Genomic DNA, 17753 nt, shown 5'->3' on the forward strand with positions numbered 1-17753 from the left:
CTTCTTTTGTTCAAAAATATCTCGGGGGGCCGCCCGCCGGGCGGTGGGGGCAGCGCCCCCTGCTAGGTTCACTTAATAGGCCGGTTCTTGTTTTTATCGCGCCAAGTGCCAAGCCAGCGTGAAATCCGGCCCTTGCGCTCTGCAACGCCTGCCTGAACCTCGTCCATCTGATCGCCAGCCGCATCCAACAACGGATCAACAGAGCGTTCACGAAACTGCCGCCACATCGCCCGGATGAATAGCAGACCAGCCATCATGAAGATGAAAAAGAAAATGTTGAACCATGGGATGATACGCACGTCCGGACCTTCGACAGTGCGCACGCCAACTGCATTTGGGTAAATACTCGCCCAACGGACACGCCAGCCATAGTGCGTAACAACGGCCCATTCTTCGCCGCGCGCCAGATTGGCCGCTTCGGCCTGTAAATCGGAGCTATCGAACTTGAAGTATGGCGGCCAGATCCAGCCCGTGTCTTCATTGCGATAAACCATCACACCCTCGCTGTCGCGCGGGATGAAACCGAGCAGGAATGTCTTGCGTTTTTGAGTGTTGATCAGGCGCAAATCGCGGGTCGGTTGTTCGGACGCACCCGAGTCTGCCTGCGCATAAAAGATGCGGTTGTAGGGGCTAAAATCAGTCCGAATAATCTCGGTTGAGGTCACCCGAACGATGTCATGTTGCGGCAGCACGTAGTGGAAAAAGAGACCCGCAACAATGAGGGAAATGACGCGAACAATGGTCTTGAAACGTTGCATATCGGAATCCTTAGTTCGCGTTGATGGTGTAGACAATAATGCCAATCACAACCGTTGGCACGATATAAACCAACCCAATCAACTTGGGCCGGATCGAATTGTTATAGGCTTGCATACCCTCGGCAACGAATGCCTCACGTGCGTCGGGTGCGCCATCTGGATGATCTGCGTCAAACTGCTTTTCCAGCCGTTCCTTGCGCACAGAACGCGAATAGACCGACACGGACAGGTAAATCACGCTCAGCCCGATAAAGCCGAAGACGACCAGTCTAATAAATCCCATCAGCGCCTCCCTCTTGCGACCGCACCCCAGGGCCCCACCCGCGAGATCAGATCAGGCTGACGGACCTTTGGCATCTCTGTCATCGGAGCCTCATGCCCAAACAATGCTTCGCGTGTGCCAGCCTTATCGACTTGGTACTCGCGATCAAGAAAATCAACGACATATGCACGCTTTTCGTCGGGCCAGTTGCCGTAGGCACGATAAAACGCCTCTTTGTGACAAATGAACAGCTGGCGCACGTCAAGCGGCGTCAGCTCGGCCAACAGCCGGTTCACTAGGTCCGCATCCGGGTGGTCCTTGGCGCGCAGCGTATAGAAGTATGCAGGATGTTCAGAGGTGATTTTGGGCCACGGCCCGTCCTCTTCTGCCCAGCGTACAAGGGCAGCAAGGCCCTGCCAGGCTTCGGGCAATTTACCGGCATATTGACGGCCCAGACGGCGCAGATCGCGGCGCGTAGCACCGTCAAGGTTCTCGCCCATTTTTGCAGCGACTGCTGCCACGATGAAATCCATCTTCTGCTGCAGGATGGCTGCGCTGTCGACGCCACGCGCTTCCATGATCGGTTCAACCAGATCGTTGAGGGTCAGGAACTTTGCAATGGCAGAAAGGTCCTTGAAATCAAACGTATAGGGCACAGGTAGATCATCAAAATCCGCCTTACTACCCGCAACAATCGCTGCCGGATGAGGCACCCCGCGAAACACATACATGCCACCGAAATGATCAGTCCAGAAGTTATCTTGCACAAAGGTCATCTGGCTGAGCTTCACCGGATTGCGCACCACATCGCCGGTCTTTTTGGCCATGCCGATCATTTGCCCGATCAGCACATCATCATACCAACCGTCCGGCTCGGTCTTGAACCGGTCAATCATCTCACCCAGCTTGTCGGCAGCCGCGACTGTGCCGCTTGTCGTATCCGCCTCGACCCGCAGTTTACGGATGTCGAAAAGCTTGGCCGGGATATCGGCCTGATAAACGGAATTCACAATCTCTCCCGCGACCGCATCGCGCGCTGTCAGTGCAAAAAGCTCTGCCCGGTTGTCGACAATGAACTGTTTGAGGATGCCGCGCGAGGTCGAGAACTTGGCATTCAAGAGCGGCGCCTTCGCCTGCTCTGTTGTCAACAGAATGAACTGTCGATTGACGCCACGATGGTTGAGGTAGAGGTCATCACCAAACTCATCGCCCACTTCGGGCGAATACCCCGAAATATCAATATGGAACACATCTAACTCAGTTTTTTGCCCCGAAAGATGCTGTAGAGCACGGTTGTACCTTTCAACCAAGATCGGGCTATCCACCCGGATCAGGTTACCAAACATCAGGCCTTTTTCGATCAGCCGGTGCATCTTACCACGTCTCCTTCACCCATTTGCGCGGTAACCCGGCCACCGACAACAGCAAGATCGGCGCCCAGATGATCGCGGCAATCAGGCCAAGCCGCCCAAAGAATACAGCATTGGCGGCCACGCCCGGCTCCATCAGTTCCGCCATGGGCAACCCCTGCCAAAGATAGAGGCAAAAGAAAAATATGGCCGACAATGAGAACAGCACAACTGTTGACAGAAAGGCATTCATCAACAGCGGTTTGACCCCTTCAGGCAGCAGTTTGGCCCATGCGCGCGGCACGACGAACCCAAGCACGGCCAACACCAGCGCAGGCAGGAACAGACTATCTGAAATCAATTCACCCATCAGATTGACGCCTACCCTTTCCCTTCCAGATACCGCTTCTTGGCAATCTCCTGCCGTCCGAAATCACGCACCATCGCATCAATAGCCACTTCGTCGGATTTATCCGCATAGCGGAATTCGCTATCGGCATAGCGATTGATTTCCTGGATCACCATCTCGACGGTGATCGGTTGGCGCAGCTCGGAAATCATGCCCTTCTTGGTGTCATAATCCTTGAAAAGGAACAGATCCGGCTCTTCCATCCATTCATCCGGCAACTCAAAATCCATGGCCCGGACTTTGACAGCATCGGTGATGTTCTTAATGGCGCGGCCAGTAAACCGTTCGTCCGCGTCCTGAATACCCTTTAGGTAGGTGCCCAGTTTCGCGATCGTGTCCAATGCACCGACGTCATCATGCACCCGATCAAAGACGCGCATCAGCCCCTCTTCGTGCGGACGCGCGTGGCTGTCAAAGGACGCGGCAACGGCCTTTTTGATCTCTTGCGCGCTGAACACCTCATGCGCGCCAACTGGAATATCGTGGTTCTTGCCCATCAACAGATAAAGGATATCGATGTAATCATCACGTGTCTGCGGACCATCCACGAGGAAGCGGGCACCGGCACGCTGCCGCAGGGCATCATCGACGTTTTCAGGATAGTTCGAGAACATGCCAAAGGTGCAATTGCCCCGCACGACCGTATTGGCGCCTGCAAAGCTCTCCATCAACACAGCCGTAATCTCAAGCTGACCCGCCGATGACTGACGGTCACCCCGCTTACCCGCCAACTGATCAATATCATCAATCGTGCCAAACCCGATCACGCCGGGATCAAGCACATTGTTGATGAAGGCCTTCGCATTCTGCCCCGACTTGCCCTGATAGCTATCGATGTTGTCGGTGCTCAGGTTTTGATAGCGAAATGGATAACCGGCCGTCTGGCAATACTCATTCACCAGCCCCGCCATCATCTGGATCAGCGTGGTCTTACCTGTGCCCGGCTTGCCATCGCCCATAAAGGTAAAGATGAACCCACCCAACTCGGCAAACGGGTTCAAACGCCGCTCAAAATCATAGGCCATCAGCATCTTAGAGAGCTTCATCGCCTGATACTTGGCAATATGGTTGCCCACGACCTCATTGGGTTTCTTGAAGGTCATCGTCAAGGCAGAGCCCTTGGCCTTACGGGCGGGGGTGAAGCCCTGAACGGTGAAATCATCCGCCTCAACCCGCCATGAAGCCTGATTGAACGACGCCAACCGCCCGGCGGTTGAAGCACGTTGCGCGACCTTCTCCATCAACTGTTCGCAATAGGCAAAGATCGTAGCGATCAAGGTTGGCTCGTCCTTGGCGAACTGCCCAAGCTTTTGGTCCAGCTCCCAGATTGCGCCATGCAGGGCCAATGGGGCATTATCTGTCAAAACCTCATCGACGCTGCCCAAATCCACACTTTGCTCACCGGCTTGGGCAGACAACAGGAAAGAGGTGGCGTTGGCGAAGGTATAAAGCGCGACCAGCGATTCCGCGGTCAGGAATTCAGTGAATTCGGTCGAGCGATCCTGCGGCAGACGCCCCTCAAGGTTTGTGCGCTTTAGCTCGGTCAGGGCGGTCTGATCGGCAAAAGCATCCGCCACCGTCAGCGCAACCGAAACTGCGCGGCGCAACGCATGGGCGACTGCCGCCTGCGCCGGGGACGTAAGCGGATCATCCTCATCAGCCGCGGCAATGCGGTCTAGCAGGCGCACACCGCCCGCAGGCGCCGACGTGCGTGACAAAAGCCCCGGCGTGGTGGACCGAAAGCGGCGACGGGTTGCGGCAACATCAGGTGATTTCTCAGGCGCTTCAAGCGACAGGCGGGGCTTGGCCAGACGCGGGCTATGGTCCAGCCGCATCAACATCTCAGCCGCAGGTCCATAGTGCTTGCGGATCTCTTCCTCGCGCAATTCCATCTGATCACTTGATTGGCTCATGCCTTCTCCATCTTCATCTTGGCCGAAAGCGCCCGCCGGGGGTTTCAGCCCTTTCCAAATCCACGACGCTCAGATCAGGCGCGCCCACGACTCAATGTTGTAAGGTGGGTCTCGACCCACCCTAGCGGTAACTCAACACCCGGCCATTGTCGCTGACCACGAATTTGCGCACCTCGCGAAAACCGCGCGGATTGCGTTCAGCCAAGGCCTGATATGGCCGCTCAGGCATGATCAATGCGCGCTCCATCCGGCTCGCTCCGGTTTCCGCACCGCCACCTTCAAATGGGTCCAGCGCAAATATCTGCCGTTCCACGGATCCGAACCAACCGGATTTCACATTCTCGACCCGCTCCGACACCAGTTCTTCTTCGGTCCATACCAGCGCCCAATCCTCACCCACGGGCGCGTTGGCGGCCTTGAGGACTTCGCGCAATGGCCCCGACTGCCGGGTGAACGCGTTGCTGTACATCGGGCCAATATGAAAGCGGCGCAGCCGGACGGGATGCAGGTCGTCAAAATCTTCATCAAAGCCCTTGGCAATCGTCAGCAACTTCAAATGCGCCACGGACTGCGCCATCAGATGGGCCTGCGCCTCTGGCCAGCGGCGCTCGTCCTTGGGCAGGCCCGTGCGCCCGGTGTCCTCAACGTCCATCAGATAAATCGTCGGCAGGTTCACTTGGCTGTCATAGACTGCCCAGTGAACCAGAAACTTGCGCCGGTCGCCTTCGTTACCTTGCCACAGGCATTGCGGATCATTGCGCGCCCAAAACTGATCACCGCGCGATAGTTCTTCGTAATATAGCCTTTGCGACAGCGCATATTGCAGCTTGGTCGGGATTTCCTGTTCGCTCAAAATGACTCGCACCATCTGATCCTTAAGATCGGCGCCCGAAGGCTGCGAAGCGAGATGTCGTTCCGCCTGCAACGCATCGTTCGCCATCTCAAGCAGCTCTTGATACACAGGAAACCCGCTTTCGTGGCGATCAAACGTCAGATGACCCGCATGGGCAAAACGGCCGGCAAAATGATACTTGTGTGCCAGCGCCGTGAAGGTCCAGTTGAGGCCCACCAGATAGCGGGCCATCACTTCGATATCCTGCCGGGAAAAGCGCCCTTCCGCCTCCATCGTCGCGGCCACCTTTGTCAGGTAGCCGGTGATCTTGGCGAACTTGTCAAAATACCTGCGTGTGACGCGGGTATCTTCCAGTTTCATGTGGTCGGCTTGGAGATCTGGAGCGGTCATACTATCCGCCGCCTGATTGAGCTGAGATACTGCTAACGAGTCCTGACTTTCGGCCCCCCGCCTCTGAAAGCGATTTTGCCAAATCTTGGTCGCCCAAATTTGCTTCTTTTATCGTTGCGAGTGGACCAACCCACTTCCCTGTGACGGCGCGGGTCACGCACAGGATTAGCAATCCCAGCAAACCACCGATCGCCTTAGCACTGAAAATCATACCGAAGTCAGGCGATAGCCAGAAGGCAATACAACCGATCAAAAACAGGACACCCAAACAAATGAAGGCGGCTTTGAGAGTGGCAACCATATCTTGGCTCACTCCGCCCCATACTGATTGCTGTCATGCTTCTTCACGATCTCCTGGAACCGGCGGACAAAGCGTTCATCCGCTTTCGCCTTCTGCTCCAGCACCTCGCGGGCAAAGACCATGTGGTCTTCATGTGCTTCCAACATATCGGCCATCCGGGCGTTCGTGGCAGAGCCAATCGCGGCCATTGCCGACTGCGCCTCTTGGTCCGTCTGCACGCCGATTTCGTTGATCCGGTGCGCCACGTCCTGCTGCTGTGCCGTCTTCAACGACTTCGATAATGCATCGTAAAGCACGACACGCTGCTTTGTATCCGTCTGCAACTTGTTGATCAGCACCATCTGTGTGGCCGCCTGGTTCTGCAAACTGTCGATCCAGGTCTTGCCCTTTTCGATGTAGCGTTCCAACGTCTGGCTTTTGGCCAGTTGGACCTGCTCACTCTGGACCATTTCGTTGTATTTGCCGTTCAGACCAGCCAATTCAGTTTCCAGCTTGGTGCGCGCGGCAGCATCCTGCTCTACCGAAATCTTGTTTTCCAACTCGATGATCTTGGGATCCATCTTGAGGATCTCGGCCTTCAATGCCTCAAGGGCGCCAACCGTCGCCTCGCGATCGTCCAATGTCACGGAAAGGTTCTGTTCAACGCTGATTTTCTGTTCGTTGAGCACGTTCAACTGCCCTTCAAGCAGCTTCATGATCACATCGGACTTGCCGATCAAATCCTGCAACTTGTCATCAATGGACGCCGTGCGCATACGTTCCTGTCGCATGCTGTCGGCCTTTGCCTTGCTAAAAAACCCGATCAGACTTTCCATGCCGGTCTTTGAACGCATCTCGTCAAAGTCTTTGGAAAATGCCGTCGTGACGTCATCAAGACCCATGATCAATTCAGCAATATTGGCATTCATCAGCTCGGTATGGGCATGCACGTCCTCAAGACTGGCATTCTCGATATCAACAGAGATATCGGTCCCTTCGGCCATTTTGTTGCGGGCCATCTCTATCCGGCTTGTCAGCTCGGATATCTTGCTTTGCGCCTCGGCAACTTGCGTTTGCGATTCCTGAATTTGTGTCTCGAAATTCGCCATATACTATCCCTCTATTCTTGTATGATAACAGATACGTAAGCACTGTTGCCGCAATTTTCAAATTGCAGGCACCGAATTTCGGGCCCACTCAGCCGCAATCCTAACGGGTACAGGGCTAAATAAAAGGGTTATGCGCTTTCTTCGTCGTCAAAGACGGGCGGGCGGTCCAACGCTTCGGCGTCTGGCCCCAGCAGTTCGTCAGCAGAGATGATTTTAGGGGGCAATTCGATGCCACGCCCGAAATACTCGGGATCAACGCGCAGCGATTCTTCGGGTGATCGGATCACAACCTTCATCGGCACCTCGATCTGCTCAAAAAGGTGGATCACATCCTGATTGAACATACGGATACAACCCGCAGAGCCCGAGTTACCGATTGATTCAAGATCATTGGTGCCGTGAATGCGATAGAACGTGTCTCGGCTCCCGCGATAAAGGTATAGCGCGCGCGCGCCCAAGGGGCTGCGCAGTCCACCCGGAATACCGCCACGGAAATCGCCATAAACCTCTGGTTCGGACCGCAGCATGTTCTGCGTCGGTGTCCAGCCCGGCCATTTGCGTTTCAGCCGCATCGTTGTGGTCCCGCGCAAAGACCGCCCAGCGCGTCCGACACCCACGGGATAGCGCGTCGTCCGACCATCTTCGCGCACGTGATAGAGGAACTTGGCATAAGGATCGACGTCGAGGGTATTGCCCTCCTGCTCGCCGTTGTAGAACCCCGACATGCGGCGGTTGACGCCTTGCAGGTACTCTGACGGGATACCCGGCAACCGGTATCCTGCATCATCAATGGGGCCGTAGCCTTCGATGAATTCTTCTGCCTTGGGCAGGTCAACCTCGGTCACGGGTACGCGGGGGGCACAGGCCGCAGCCGTGCTCGCAAGGGCCATTGCCCCAAAAGAGCGGCGTGTTATTCCTGACAAATCGGTCATTCGTCATCCTTCATCGTTCGAATCACCTGATAGCACCCCGGTCAACAGAGGCAAAACACCGGTACGTGAAATCCGCGCAGTTTTCGGCTTATATCGTGGTAATTGCCCGGCCTTATGTCGTTGAAATCGCACCCAATCATTGGGCGCGAGATCAGGCCAGAAGATTCCCCAATGACAACCCTTGCAAGACATTCTGCGCTGGCATGGCTTTTTTGCCAGCACGTTGCGCAACCGTTACTTCGATAGCGCCCGTTCCGCAGGCAATTGTGAACCCATCCAGAACGCTGCCCGGTGCTCCATGACCATCCACCAGCCGCGACCCCAGCAGTTTGATCCGCTCCCCATTCACATCGCACCAAGCGCCGGGAAATGGGGACAGGCCCCGGATCAGCCGATCAACATCTTCGGCGGGTTGGGACCAGTTCACACGGGCCTCTGCTTTGTCGATCTTGGCGGCATATGTCACGCGGTCCTCTGCCTGAGGTTGCGGCGATAAATCAGGCAAAGTGTCAAGCACTTTGACAATTGCATTGGCCCCGATAGTGGCCAAACGGTCATGCAATGCGCCGGTGGTTTCCTCGGCACCAATCGCGGTGACTTTGCGCAGCAAGACCGGGCCGGTATCCAACCCGGCCTCCATCTGCATGATGCAAACGCCGGTCTCAGTATCTCCTGCCATAATCGCACGGTGGATGGGGGCCGCGCCCCGCCACCGCGGCAAAAGCGAGGCATGGATGTTCAGGCAACCCGCCTGTGGGGCATCAAGGATCGCTTGCGGCAAGATCAACCCATAGGCCACAACAACAGCAACGTCAGCATTGAGCGCTGCGAACTCAGCTTGTGCTTCGCTTCCTTTCAAAGAAACCGGATGGCGGACGGTCAGCCCCAACGCCTCAGCGCGGGCCTGCACCGGTGATGGCCGTTCCTTTTTGCCGCGCCCCGCAGGCCGTGGCGGTTGGGAATAAACGGCGACAACCTCGTGGCCTGCATCGACCAATGCGTCCAGAACCGGCACCGAGAAATCGGGCGTTCCCATAAATACGATGCGCATGCTCATCCCTTCTTTGGCGCCGTTAGCCGCGACGCAGTTTTGCCGCTTTCTTGATCAGCATATCGCGTTTGACCCGTGTCAGCCGATCAAAGAACATCTTACCCGCGAGATGATCAATCTGATGCTGAACAGAGGTCGCCCAAAGCCCGACAAAATCCTGCCGATCCCACTGCCCGGCACTGTTCATGAAACGCACGGTGACGGCCCTTGGTCGGGTCACCTTGGCCCAAACGCCCGGCAAATTGGGAGAGCCTTCCTGATGCTCGCGCGGCTCAACACTGCTGTGCAGGATTGACGGGTTTGCCATGCGGATCGCCTGTCCGCGTGCCTCTGATGCATCGATAACCGCAAGGGCCATATCGATCCCCAACTGCGGGGCGGCCAGCCCGACGCCGGGCATGCTGTCCATCGCGATGATCATCTCATCCCAGATCGCGCGCACCTCATCGGTGATCGCATCAACCGGGGTGGCTGGTTTGCGCAATGCAGGGTGCGGCCACATCACAAAGGGGCGCTGGCTCATATCAGTTTTCCTGTCTGATTGATCAGTTTGCCATCAAGATGATCCAGCTCGTGGCAGATGCAACGGGCTTGCACGGCTTCAAAGCGACCTTGAAGCGGTGCTCCATCCAGATCCTGCCATGCCAGCTCTACCCAAGTCGGGCGTGCAACTTCAAAAGTCTTTTCTGGGATCGAAAGGCACCCTTCCTCGCCCACCATCTGCTCAGACGATTGCGCGACAATTTCAGGATTGATGAATATCATCGGTGCCGGATCGCCCTCTTTCCAGTCTGTATCGACAACAAACAAGCGTCGACTGACCCCTACCTGCGGCGCAGCAAGACCACGACCGGGAGCGGCATACATGGTTTCAAACAGATCAAGGACTAATGCGGCAAGGCCTTCGTCGAAACTCTCGATCGCTGGGGCAACCTGCAACAGCACCAGATCACCATCATAGCGCAGTGGGCGCACCGCCACGGGCCTACCCTCGCGCCATTTCGCGTTTGAGCTTTTGCATCTTGCGCGTGATCATTTGGCGCTTGAGTGGCTTGAGGTAATCGATGAACAACTTACCTTCCAGATGGTCAATCTCGTGCTGGACGCATGTGGCCCATAGGCCGTCAAAACGCTCGCGCTTGGACTTGCCGTCAACATCCATCCACTGGACTTCCACCTCGGCCGGGCGCTCGACCTCGGCATATTGCTCGGGGATCGACAGGCAGCCTTCGTCATAGACGTTCCGTTCTTCCGACGTCCAAACAACTTGCGGATTGATCAGCACCATAGGTTCGGGCGTGCCTGCGTCTTCTTTGGCGCAATCCATCACGATCATGCGTTTCATCACCGCGACCTGCGGTGCTGCAAGGCCGATACCCGGCGCGTCATACATCGTCTCAAGCATGTCATCAGCCAGACGACGCAGAACATCGCCGACGTTCGCCACTGGGGTAGCCACCTTCTTGAGCCGTGGATCAGGGTGAATGAGGATATTTCGCAATGCCATAGCGGTGATCTAATCCGTCCCTGCGCGCATCGCAAGCAACACGCCAAATTCAACTTGAACACGGACGCACATCGCCGCAGGTTGGCACCACTCAAGCCGGAGCCCAGCCATGTCATTCAACACCCCCATCGACCGCCGCAACACAAATTCCACAAAGTGGGACCTGATGGAGCCGCTTTTCGGGGTTTCACCCGATGATGGTTTAGCGATGTGGACTGCTGACTCGGATTATCCAACAGCGCCCTGCGTGATTGAGGCGGTGAAGGCCGCCGCGGAACATGGCGTCTTTGGCTATGGTTTTGAGAATGCCGATTATCTCAATGCTGTTTCTTGGTGGATGCAGGCGCGCCACGGATGGACCATCGAAAACGACTGGATTCTAACGACACAAGGATTGGGCAACGGCATTGCCCTGTGTTTGGACGTCTGGAGTGCGCCCGGCGATGGGGCCGCGATCTTTACCCCGGTTTACCATGAGTTTGCCATCAAGATTAACAAAGCCGGTCGTGAAGTTACCGAATGCCCCTTGAAGCACGACGGCGACACATATGTCCTTGACCTCGAGGATGCCCAGCGCCGCCTGAGTGGCAAAGAAAAATTGCTGATCTGGTGTTCTCCGCAGAACCCATCGGGGCGGATCTGGACAGCCGACGAACTACGGGCGGTTTCCGCCTTTGCACGCAAGAACGGGATGCTTCTGGTCAGCGATGAAATCCATCAAGACTTGATTTATCCGGGGAACACCTTTGTGCCAGCAGGCGTGGCCGCGCCCACTGATACGGACAACACCGTCTATCTGACCGCCGCTTCAAAAACGTTCAACATCGCAGGCCAACGCACCGGCAACATGATCATTGCGGACCCAAAGCTGCGCGCGGACATGCGTAAGCGGCTTGCGTCACTCGACTACAAGCCTTCCGACCTCGCCGTGCGCATGATCGCCGCCGCCTATTCACCGGACGGGGCGAACTGGGCAGATGCCCAAATGGCGCATTTGCAAACCAACCGCGATATCTTTGACGCAGGGATGAAGGGCATCCCCGGCGTATCGCCGATGCCACTCCAATCGACTTATCTAGCTTGGGTCGATTTTTCTGGCACCGGCATGTCTCAGGAGGAATTGGCGCGGCGCATTCGCGAAGATGCAAAGATCGCCGTATCACCGGGGCCAACATTCGGGGCCGGCGGCGAAAACCACATGCGATTTAACCTCGCGACGCAAACCAGCGTCGTTGAAGAAGCGGTCGCACGAATGCAGTCCGCGTTCAGCGATTTGCAGTAGCTGCGTTCAGCTTTCGATCAAACCAGCAGGCACAAAATCAGGGCGAACAAAATCTGCCGCAGGCTTGTCTGCGACTGGGGTGAGCCATTTGAACTCGAACACCCGTTCGTCGTCTTCATCGATCGAGGACATTACAAGGCACTGATACAGATGCTTGGGGCCGTCATAGATATCGACATGCCCGCGCAAACGCTCTGACCCTTCAAGATCAAGGGCAAAGCCCCCGTCCCAAAACCGCCGAATGCGATAGGTGTCGTCCCCGTCATGGACCGACAACCGATCCTTACGTTTCAGCGCGGCTTTGCGCGCTTCTTCCAGTCCAAGCCGAACTGCATCAGGCAAAAACGAATACATACTCATCCTCCAGGCACTGCCCCAAGGATGAACCCACAAAGGTAAATATCAAGTGACAAAATCCGCCGCAGCGCGGCAATGCCTTAAAATTAGGCTTTCACGCGGGGGCGCAGCACATGCGGTTTGGCTGCATCATATAGCGCCGAGTCTGGAAAGCCGTGCGAATCGGCCAAGGCCGGCCCCACAAGGATAAGTGCCGTACGCGTAATTTTGGCCGTGCGGACCTTTTCACGGACGTCCATCAGCGTGCCCCGGATGATCATCTGATCCGGCCAACCAACCCGGTAAATGACGGCCACCGGACAATCCTCTCCGTAATGGGGTGCCAACTGCCGCTCAATTTCACGCATCGCGCGGATGCCCAGATGGATGGCCAAGGTGGCACCCGTACGGGCGAAATTCTCCAGCGTCTCGCCTGGGGGCATCCCCGTCGATTTCATCGACATGCGGGTCAGAACGATAGATTGCGCCACTTCAGGCACGGTTAGCTCAGTGCCAAGAGCCGCCGCCGCCGCGGCATAGGCGGGCACGCCCGGAATGATCTGATAGTCGATGCCATCTGCCTTCAACCGGCGGATTTGTTCGGCAATGGCGCCATATAGCGACGGATCGCCCGAATGCACGCGTGCGACGTCCTGACCCAAGGCGTGCGCCTTGAGGATCTCACCATGCGTGTCATCCAGCGTCATCGGTGCGGTATCCATGACCAGCGCATCATCTGGGGCGCAGGCCACCACCTCTGCAGGCACCAGTGATCCGGCATAAAGACACACCGGGCAGGATCCGATCATCCGTGCGGCCTTCAGCGTCAGCAGTTCGGGGTCACCCGGACCGGCGCCAATAAAGAATACAGTCATGATCTTTCTCCTTTGGGACGGCGGGTGGGGCGGTTTTCGCGCCAGCGAAACAGCGTCACCCTGCCAGATCCCCATCAATTTTGCGGGCATAGCCACGCGGCGTGTACATGCGCGGCCCTTCTCCCAAAGCAGCCAGCCGTGAATGCGATGATCCGATCAGAACAACGGTCAGCATATCCACTTCATCCACTTCCAATTCATCAAGGCGGCGATAGCGTATGTGTTCCTCTGGCCGCCCCAAGGAAGAGGCCAGCATCACAGGCGTATCAGCCGGACGGTGCTGCAACAGAATCTCGCGCGCCTCGGCCAACAAGGTCCGGCGACGCATGGACACCGGGTTATAGAAGGCAATGACAAAGTCCCCCTCTGCCGCAGCACGCAGACGTTTCACAATGTCTGCGCGAGGAGTCAGCAGGTCCGACAGGGATATCGCACAAAAGTCATGCCCCAATGGTGCGCCCGCCCGCGCGGCCGCCCCCTGCAAGGCGCTCACCCCCGGTGAACAGACCACATCAACACGGCGCGCAGCGTCCGACACACCCATTTCATCAGGGCCACGGTCCAACAGCTCAAACACCAGCGCGCCCATGGCATAAATGCCGGCATCGCCAGAGCAGACCAAAGCCACATTCTTGCCCTTGCCAGCCTGTTCCAACGCATAGCGGCAGCGGTCTTCTTCGCCGCCCAAGGGAAAATCGGAACGGTCCTTGCCGATGGCCAAGGGGCCCAGCAAATCGATGTAGAGGCCATATCCAACCAGTTCTTCGGCCTCCGACACCAGGCGCGACACTTCGGGCGTCCGCCATGCGGCTTGGCCGGGACCAATGCCCACCACGGACAAGCGCCCACGCGCACGGCCCTGCAACGTCGTGAGCGGTGCAGGAGACACGACCAAAGCACAGGTTGCGTTGGCTGTCTTGCGCTTGGAAATCAGGAACTCTCCATCGGGCCCGGCCTGCGCCAACGCTGCTGCCTCGGCCACACCATGGGTGCCCACTTCGGCAAAAACGACATCCGAGGGGTTCGCCAAGCGCGGCGTCTCGGCGTCCAATGTGTCCGCCTCAAATACACGCAAAGGCACATCAAGCTCCTGCGCCAACGCGATGATGGCGGGCTCATCCGCCTTTAGTGTGATCGTATTTACCGACTGCACCGCTTCCGGCGCGACCCCAGCTTCTTCGAAAACCTGACGGGCAAGTGCTGCCAGTTCCGCAGGTGGACAATCGCGCGCGCAGCCAACTCCAAGTGTCAGCCGCTGCGGGGCGAACTGTAGGTGGGTCGGGTCAAGGTCGTGCTGCGCATCCATCGTGCAAGAGATGCGCAGACCATCACCAGCGGGCAAAGTCGCCAACCAAGGGGCCTCGCCGGTAACGGTGGCGCCTTGCCCGGATAACAATGTCGCCATCGCACCTTTGGCATCGGCCCGGTTGACCAGCCGCCACCCTGCCGGAGGCTCATCCAATGCGACCCCAAGGGCCACATCGCCTGCGGTCGTGACAGCCGCCGTCGCCTCCAACGCGGTTGCAATTTCCGCGGCCAGTTTGTTGGCTCCGCGATGCCCACCTAAAAGAGGTACAACGACGGCCCCATCATCAGACACCGACAGCACAGGTGGCTCTGTTATCTTGTCAGCCAAAAGCGGTGCTACCGCACGGATCAAAATGCCAGAAGCGCAAACCCCAACGATCGGCACGCCAGCGGCGAATAGATCGCGGGCATGGTCCAGCGCATTGGCAAAGAATGCATCCGCCTGATCAACGCGGTCCTCGCGGCCATGCACATGCGCGCCCAAGGTGGCCGCCACTTTGTGAGCGGTTGCTTCGCCAGAGCGGGACAAGGCCAATACGACGGGTTTCAAAGCCATGGATCGGCCCCTTTTGTCAGCAGGATCATCGAAAAATATGGTGCGGTTTCAGGCGCGTCTGCCAGTGGCAAAACAACCTCTTCGGGCAGGGTTGCGCGCTCGACATAAACGGCGCCTTGTGTGAGGCCAAGGTCATCAATTACTGCGCGCAGTTTCGCCAGATGTCGGCCCACCTTCATGATGACGACGCTCTCGGCGCCTTCAATCCGAGTGCGCAGTTCGGCCTCTGGCAAGGGGCCCGGCAGCACCGTCAGACGCTCATTTCGGGCCGCAAGTGGCAGGCCTGCACGGGCGGCACAAGCGGTGACAGAGGTGACACCCGGCACAATCTCAACCCGATAGGTCTCTGAGAGCCGCGCAAAAAGATACATAAAAGAGCCATAAAAGAACGGATCGCCCTCGCAGAGGCAGACAACATCCTGACCCTTGTCCAATACCGCCGCAATCTCGGCGGCACCTTTGTCATAGGCCGATTGCGCCGGGGCACGTTCAACCGACATCGGCACATCCATGACGATTTCCTGTGCGCCCGTCGGGATCAGATCGGCGGCAATAGACCGCGCAAAACTCTCTGCACCTGCCAGCGTGGGATAGGCCACCACCTTTGCTGTTTCGATCAACCGGGCCGCGCGCAGGGTCATCAGGTCTGGCGCACCCGGCCCCAGCCCCACACCATAAAGAGTACCGCTCATCGTTTCACAAGGCTCCACTGTGTCACCGGCATCAGCGGTCGCCAGCCCGTCAATCGGCCCACAGGTTCGGCGCGATGTACGGAAAGTTTCACCAGGTCTCCGCCATGGGTCTTGTGCAGGGCAATCAATTCCGCCTCGCTTTCCAGTGTAACCGCATTGGCAACCATCCGCCCCAAAGGGCGCAAAGCGGCCCAAGCGGCGTCAAATGTTTCACGGCTCAGCCCGCCCCCGATGAAAATCGCATCCGGCGCATCAAGCCCTTCCAGCGCATTCGGTACAGAGCCCTCAACCAATTCCAATTTCGGCACGCCCAGCGCCAGCGCATTGGCCGCCGCCATCGCCCGCCGGTCCGCGCGCGGCTCAATCCCTATGGCGCGGGCATAGCGCGCCGCACGCATCCATTCGATGGCAACCGATCCACAGCCACAGCCGATGTCCCACAAAAGTGCGCCGCGCATGGGCATGAGCTTGGCCACAGTGGCCGCGCGGACCTCTTGCTTGGTCATTGTGCCGTCGGATTGGAAAAGATCATCAGCCAGCCCCGGCACACGGGGCAACAAGGCCGCGTCAGGCGCGGCGATGCAATCAACGGCCAATGTGTTGAAGGCCGGTACAACATGATCCCAGCTTTCAGCCGTTGCATCAAAGCGCTGCTCGTCCTTGCCGCCCATCGCGGCAAAGACTGTCATTCTGGATTTACCAAAGCCACGCTCGGTCAGGAAGGTTGCAATCTGTGCTGGGGTCTCGGCCCCAGTTGTCAGCACCAGCAGGCGCGCGTCAGGCTGGATGAAGGCAATCATCTGCTCCACCGGGCGACCATGCACGGTGAGCGTTTCAACATCCGGCAAAGACCAGCCCATGCGCGCCGCTGCCAACTGAAATGCAGAAAGCTGCGGGTGATAGACGATCTCTGCGGGATCAATTGTGCGCCCGATGCGGGCCCCAACTGAGAACCACAAAGGATCACCCGTGGCGAGCACCACAACGCGACGTCCGCGCAACCCATCTATCGTGTCAATCAGCGCGTCAAACGGGTGCGGCCACGCCAGCCGCTCTGCGGTCAGGTTTTCGGCCAGTTTGTGATGGCGTTCACCACCGATGATAAATTCAGCAGCCTCGACGACAGCGCGGGTCGCGGGAACAAGCCCTTGCATCCCATCCTCGCCAATGCCCACGATATGCAGCCAGGGATCAGACATCGTTTGTCACCTTCGCATCTTCGGGCAAACCCGCCGCCAAAGCATTTACCGCAGCCGAGGCCATGGCAGACCCTCCGCGCCGTCCACGCAGAGCGACGTAGTCACAACCGCGCGGATTGGCGGCCAGTTCTGCCTTGCTTTCAGCAGCCCCCACAAAGCCAACAGGGAAGCCCAGGATCACGGCAGGCCTGGGCCAGCCCGCATCAAGTAATTCAAGAAGGTGAAACAATGCCGTCGGAGCATTGCCAATCGCAACGACTGCACCTTCAATCTGATCTTTCCACAACTCCACAGCCGCGGCAGAGCGCGTGTTGCTGATCTTGGCCGCCCGGTCGGGCACTGATGGATCGTTCAACGTAACCACCACCTCATTCCCGGCGGGCAGATAACGGCGGATGATCCCCGCACCAACCATTTCACAATCGCACAGGACCGGCGCACCCGATGCCAGCGCCGCGTGGCCCACCGCTGCGGCATCCGGTGAGAACGTCAATCGATCCGCCACTTCGACCATCCCGCAAGAATGGATCAACCGCGTGATCAGCGGATGCATCGCAGGCGCAAAACGCTCCAACCGCGCCTCTTCGCGGACGGTGGCAAAGCTTTGGGCGTAGATCGCCTTGGGATCAGTTTCGTAAGGGCGCACGTGCGGACCTTTGCGTCAAGTTGCGAATGCCAGAGCCTCTGGCGGG

20 protein-coding genes are annotated in these 17753 nt (G+C 57.7%); 1 reads left to right on the forward strand and 19 read right to left on the reverse strand.

The annotated features are described in order from the left end of the window. Positions 1 to 68: 68 nt before the first annotated feature. The 13 genes from DHN10_RS12060 to def (DHN10_RS12120) form a co-directional block, all read right to left on the reverse strand. Complete coding sequence (locus DHN10_RS12060) at positions 69 to 758, reverse strand: DUF1523 family protein (protein WP_108815560.1); 690 nt, start codon at positions 756 to 758, stop codon at positions 69 to 71. Between the two features lie 10 nt (positions 759 to 768). Beyond that, a complete protein-coding gene (locus tag DHN10_RS12065; protein ID WP_108815561.1) occupies positions 769 to 1041 on the reverse strand; it encodes a hypothetical protein in 273 nt (90 codons plus the stop codon). Then, positions 1041 to 2393 (reverse strand): DUF6638 family protein, encoded by a 1353-nt coding sequence (locus tag DHN10_RS12070; protein WP_108815562.1) that lies wholly within the window; start codon positions 2391 to 2393, stop codon positions 1041 to 1043. The genes DHN10_RS12065 and DHN10_RS12070 overlap by 1 nt, the downstream gene beginning before the upstream one ends. Position 2394: 1 nt before the next feature. Beyond that, positions 2395 to 2739 (reverse strand): hypothetical protein, encoded by a 345-nt coding sequence (locus tag DHN10_RS12075; RefSeq protein ID WP_108815563.1) that lies wholly within the window; start codon positions 2737 to 2739, stop codon positions 2395 to 2397. Between the two features lie 11 nt (positions 2740 to 2750). Continuing rightward, positions 2751 to 4691: an AAA family ATPase gene (locus DHN10_RS12080; RefSeq protein WP_108815564.1), complete on the reverse strand. Its 1941-nt coding sequence runs from the start codon at positions 4689 to 4691 to the stop codon at positions 2751 to 2753. A 121-nt stretch (positions 4692 to 4812) separates the two neighbouring features. Further along, the gene (locus DHN10_RS12085) at positions 4813 to 5934 is read right to left on the reverse strand and encodes a hypothetical protein (protein WP_108815565.1); all 1122 of its coding nucleotides are present in this window, start codon (positions 5932 to 5934) and stop codon (positions 4813 to 4815) included. Position 5935: 1 nt separating this feature from the next. Next, a complete protein-coding gene (locus DHN10_RS12090; protein WP_108815566.1) occupies positions 5936 to 6235 on the reverse strand; it encodes a hypothetical protein in 300 nt (99 codons plus the stop codon). A gap of 8 nt (positions 6236 to 6243) precedes the next feature. Then, complete coding sequence (locus DHN10_RS12095; RefSeq protein WP_108815567.1) at positions 6244 to 7323, reverse strand: hypothetical protein; 1080 nt, start codon at positions 7321 to 7323, stop codon at positions 6244 to 6246. A 128-nt stretch (positions 7324 to 7451) separates the two neighbouring features. After that, on the reverse strand, positions 7452 to 8255 hold the full coding sequence (locus DHN10_RS12100) for a L,D-transpeptidase (protein WP_234417120.1): 804 nt from the start codon (positions 8253 to 8255) through the stop codon (positions 7452 to 7454). Positions 8256 to 8406: 151 nt separating this feature from the next. After that, positions 8407 to 9306, reverse strand: coding sequence for a methionyl-tRNA formyltransferase (gene fmt / locus DHN10_RS12105; RefSeq protein WP_108815716.1), 900 nt, complete (start codon positions 9304 to 9306; stop codon positions 8407 to 8409). A 22-nt stretch (positions 9307 to 9328) separates the two neighbouring features. After that, the gene (gene def, locus DHN10_RS12110) at positions 9329 to 9829 is read right to left on the reverse strand and encodes a peptide deformylase (RefSeq protein ID WP_108815569.1); all 501 of its coding nucleotides are present in this window, start codon (positions 9827 to 9829) and stop codon (positions 9329 to 9331) included. After that, complete coding sequence (def, locus tag DHN10_RS12115; protein WP_108815570.1) at positions 9826 to 10287, reverse strand: peptide deformylase; 462 nt, start codon at positions 10285 to 10287, stop codon at positions 9826 to 9828. The genes def (DHN10_RS12110) and def (DHN10_RS12115) overlap by 4 nt, the downstream gene beginning before the upstream one ends. Positions 10288 to 10291: 4 nt before the next feature. Then, entirely contained in the window at positions 10292 to 10813 is a 522-nt protein-coding gene (def, locus tag DHN10_RS12120; RefSeq protein ID WP_108815571.1) for a peptide deformylase, read from the reverse strand. Positions 10814 to 10922: 109 nt separating this feature from the next. On the opposite strand from def (DHN10_RS12120), the gene DHN10_RS12125 reads away from it, so the two are divergent. After that, a complete protein-coding gene (locus DHN10_RS12125) occupies positions 10923 to 12095 on the forward strand; it encodes a MalY/PatB family protein (RefSeq protein ID WP_108815572.1) in 1173 nt (390 codons plus the stop codon). A gap of 6 nt (positions 12096 to 12101) precedes the next feature. Here DHN10_RS12125 and DHN10_RS12130 read toward each other — a convergent pair whose 3' ends face one another. The 6 genes from DHN10_RS12130 to DHN10_RS12155 all read right to left on the reverse strand — a co-directional run bounded on the left by DHN10_RS12130 (position 12102) and on the right by DHN10_RS12155 (position 17707). Further along, positions 12102 to 12449 (reverse strand): hypothetical protein, encoded by a 348-nt coding sequence (locus tag DHN10_RS12130; RefSeq protein ID WP_108815573.1) that lies wholly within the window; start codon positions 12447 to 12449, stop codon positions 12102 to 12104. 89 nt (positions 12450 to 12538) lie between these two features. Then, complete coding sequence (gene cobM, locus DHN10_RS12135; protein WP_108815574.1) at positions 12539 to 13306, reverse strand: precorrin-4 C(11)-methyltransferase; 768 nt, start codon at positions 13304 to 13306, stop codon at positions 12539 to 12541. Between the two features lie 55 nt (positions 13307 to 13361). Continuing rightward, positions 13362 to 15170, reverse strand: a complete 1809-nt coding sequence (gene cobJ, locus DHN10_RS12140; RefSeq protein ID WP_108815575.1) for a precorrin-3B C(17)-methyltransferase — start codon at positions 15168 to 15170, stop codon at positions 13362 to 13364. After that, positions 15161 to 15862: a precorrin-2 C(20)-methyltransferase gene (gene cobI, locus DHN10_RS12145; RefSeq protein WP_108815576.1), complete on the reverse strand. Its 702-nt coding sequence runs from the start codon at positions 15860 to 15862 to the stop codon at positions 15161 to 15163. Before cobI ends, cobJ begins: the two co-directional genes overlap by 10 nt. Continuing rightward, complete coding sequence (gene cbiE, locus DHN10_RS12150; protein ID WP_108815577.1) at positions 15859 to 17061, reverse strand: precorrin-6y C5,15-methyltransferase (decarboxylating) subunit CbiE; 1203 nt, start codon at positions 17059 to 17061, stop codon at positions 15859 to 15861. The genes cobI and cbiE overlap by 4 nt, the downstream gene beginning before the upstream one ends. Continuing rightward, positions 17054 to 17707, reverse strand: a complete 654-nt coding sequence (locus tag DHN10_RS12155) for a precorrin-8X methylmutase (protein WP_108815578.1) — start codon at positions 17705 to 17707, stop codon at positions 17054 to 17056. Before DHN10_RS12155 ends, cbiE begins: the two co-directional genes overlap by 8 nt. Positions 17708 to 17753 lie beyond the last annotated feature (46 nt).

The sequence above is a fragment of the Loktanella sp. Alg231-35 genome (assembly GCF_900143545.1).
Lineage (GTDB): Bacteria > Pseudomonadota > Alphaproteobacteria > Rhodobacterales > Rhodobacteraceae > Yoonia.

What these genes read in the sequence shown, in the direction of transcription:
- DHN10_RS12060 (WP_108815560.1), bottom strand. Translation starts at nt 758, where the DNA reads ATGCAACGTTTCAAGACCATTGTTCGCGTCATTTCCCTCATTGTTGCG.
- DHN10_RS12065 (WP_108815561.1), bottom strand. Translation starts at nt 1,041, where the DNA reads ATGGGATTTATTAGACTGGTCGTCTTCGGCTTTATCGGGCTGAGCGTG.
- DHN10_RS12070 (WP_108815562.1), bottom strand. Translation starts at nt 2,393, where the DNA reads ATGCACCGGCTGATCGAAAAAGGCCTGATGTTTGGTAACCTGATCCGG.
- DHN10_RS12075 (WP_108815563.1), bottom strand. Translation starts at nt 2,739, where the DNA reads ATGGGTGAATTGATTTCAGATAGTCTGTTCCTGCCTGCGCTGGTGTTG.
- DHN10_RS12080 (WP_108815564.1), bottom strand. Translation starts at nt 4,691, where the DNA reads ATGAGCCAATCAAGTGATCAGATGGAATTGCGCGAGGAAGAGATCCGC.
- DHN10_RS12085 (WP_108815565.1), bottom strand. Translation starts at nt 5,934, where the DNA reads ATGACCGCTCCAGATCTCCAAGCCGACCACATGAAACTGGAAGATACC.
- DHN10_RS12090 (WP_108815566.1), bottom strand. Translation starts at nt 6,235, where the DNA reads ATGGTTGCCACTCTCAAAGCCGCCTTCATTTGTTTGGGTGTCCTGTTT.
- DHN10_RS12095 (WP_108815567.1), bottom strand. Translation starts at nt 7,323, where the DNA reads ATGGCGAATTTCGAGACACAAATTCAGGAATCGCAAACGCAAGTTGCC.
- DHN10_RS12100 (WP_234417120.1), bottom strand. Translation starts at nt 8,255, where the DNA reads ATGACCGATTTGTCAGGAATAACACGCCGCTCTTTTGGGGCAATGGCC.
- fmt (WP_108815716.1), bottom strand. Translation starts at nt 9,306, where the DNA reads ATGCGCATCGTATTTATGGGAACGCCCGATTTCTCGGTGCCGGTTCTG.
- def (WP_108815569.1), bottom strand. Translation starts at nt 9,829, where the DNA reads ATGAGCCAGCGCCCCTTTGTGATGTGGCCGCACCCTGCATTGCGCAAA.
- def (WP_108815571.1), bottom strand. Translation starts at nt 10,813, where the DNA reads ATGGCATTGCGAAATATCCTCATTCACCCTGATCCACGGCTCAAGAAG.
- DHN10_RS12125 (WP_108815572.1), top strand. Translation starts at nt 10,923, where the DNA reads ATGTCATTCAACACCCCCATCGACCGCCGCAACACAAATTCCACAAAG.
- DHN10_RS12130 (WP_108815573.1), bottom strand. Translation starts at nt 12,449, where the DNA reads ATGTATTCGTTTTTGCCTGATGCAGTTCGGCTTGGACTGGAAGAAGCG.
- cobM (WP_108815574.1), bottom strand. Translation starts at nt 13,306, where the DNA reads ATGACTGTATTCTTTATTGGCGCCGGTCCGGGTGACCCCGAACTGCTG.
- cobJ (WP_108815575.1), bottom strand. Translation starts at nt 15,170, where the DNA reads ATGGCTTTGAAACCCGTCGTATTGGCCTTGTCCCGCTCTGGCGAAGCA.
- cobI (WP_108815576.1), bottom strand. Translation starts at nt 15,862, where the DNA reads ATGAGCGGTACTCTTTATGGTGTGGGGCTGGGGCCGGGTGCGCCAGAC.
- cbiE (WP_108815577.1), bottom strand. Translation starts at nt 17,061, where the DNA reads ATGTCTGATCCCTGGCTGCATATCGTGGGCATTGGCGAGGATGGGATG.